We start from the raw sequence: 1,135 nt of genomic DNA, 5'->3' as shown, positions 1-1,135 counted from the left end.
CAGGTGCGTTCGTTCATGCTGTGTCGCTCCAATCTCCGAAGAGGGACTGCTGGATCGGCGTCCCGAGCCGTTTGCGGATGAGGGGCAGGTGGTCGGCTTCGAGCTCGATCCCGACCGCGTTGAACCCCTCGATCAGGGCGGCTTCGAGGGTCGTCCCGGACCCGGCGAACGGGTCAAGCACAGTGCCGCCTGGCGGGGTGATGAGGCGCACGAGGTACCGCATCAGGGCGAGCGGCTTCACCGTGGCGTGCGCGACACCGTCAACCACGGGACGCTCGTCCGCGCCAGCCTTCGCGACGTAGAAGAACCGGGACGCGCCGCCGATGTCGTCGTACTCCGCACCGGTCGCGGTCATGCCCCACCCGTCACCGCTCTTTCCGCTGCGGGGTTTGCCCTTGCGCGATGTGGTGACGCCGGTCTGCTTGTCGAGCTCGGCGGCTTGCGATTCGTCCAGGATCACGTTCGACGGGAACCGGCCCGCATCGTGCGGCGCGTACGGGGTCGTCTGGTTAATGACGCCCATGGCGACCCGCTCGTGTGCGTAGTCGAGCAGCTTGTCGCGCCCGTACTCGGTGCGGTCACCGTCACCCCGACCGATCCTGCTGGCGTCGATGTTCAGAGCCCCAGTCCCGTGCGCGAGGACGTTCGCGGCGACCGTCCCGTCCGATGGCTTTCGAGCGACCACGACAGGCTCGAACGCAGGCTTGAGCGCCGTCCCCCAGCCGGCCCACTTCTCGGCCTCAGCGGTGGCGGGTGCACCCTTTTCGGTCCGCTCGTAGTTCCCGCCAGACATGGCTCCGTTCCCCGAAACGACTGCCCCCGCCCTTCCGCGCCTGATGCCCGCCGCCTTGTCAATTGCCTTGGCGACGTCCATCGACTTCGGGAACCCGGACCCGTACATCCACGCGATGCTTTCGCGGATCTCGAACCCGGCGTCCTCCACCGCGACGGCGAGGCGATGCCAGGTGCGTGTTGCGCCGAACGCGAGCAGGTGCCCGCCTGGCTTCAACACCCGGAGGGCTTGTGCCCACACCTCCGGGTCGTACGCGATGCCCGACGAATCCCACCCCTTGCCCATGAAGCCGAGCTCGTAGGGCGGGTCCGTGACGATCGCGTCGACCGAGGCATCCGGCAT

At 68.0% G+C, this 1,135-nt stretch carries 1 protein-coding gene; it reads right to left on the bottom strand.

Annotation, left to right across the window (positions count from 1 at the left end; genetic code table 11):
- Positions 1-13: 13 nt before the first annotated feature.
- The coding region (locus FM119_RS03120; RefSeq protein WP_087136236.1) for a DNA-methyltransferase at positions 14-1,135 on the bottom strand (1,122 nt) is incomplete at its 5' end.

Origin of the sequence: Mycetocola reblochoni REB411, assembly GCF_900163835.1 — a bacterium.
In the GTDB taxonomy this organism is placed as follows: Bacteria; Actinomycetota; Actinomycetes; order Actinomycetales; family Microbacteriaceae; genus Mycetocola_B; species Mycetocola_B reblochoni.
Note: the sequence above shows the minus strand (reverse complement) of the source record. Positions and strands in the feature narration are given on the sequence as shown.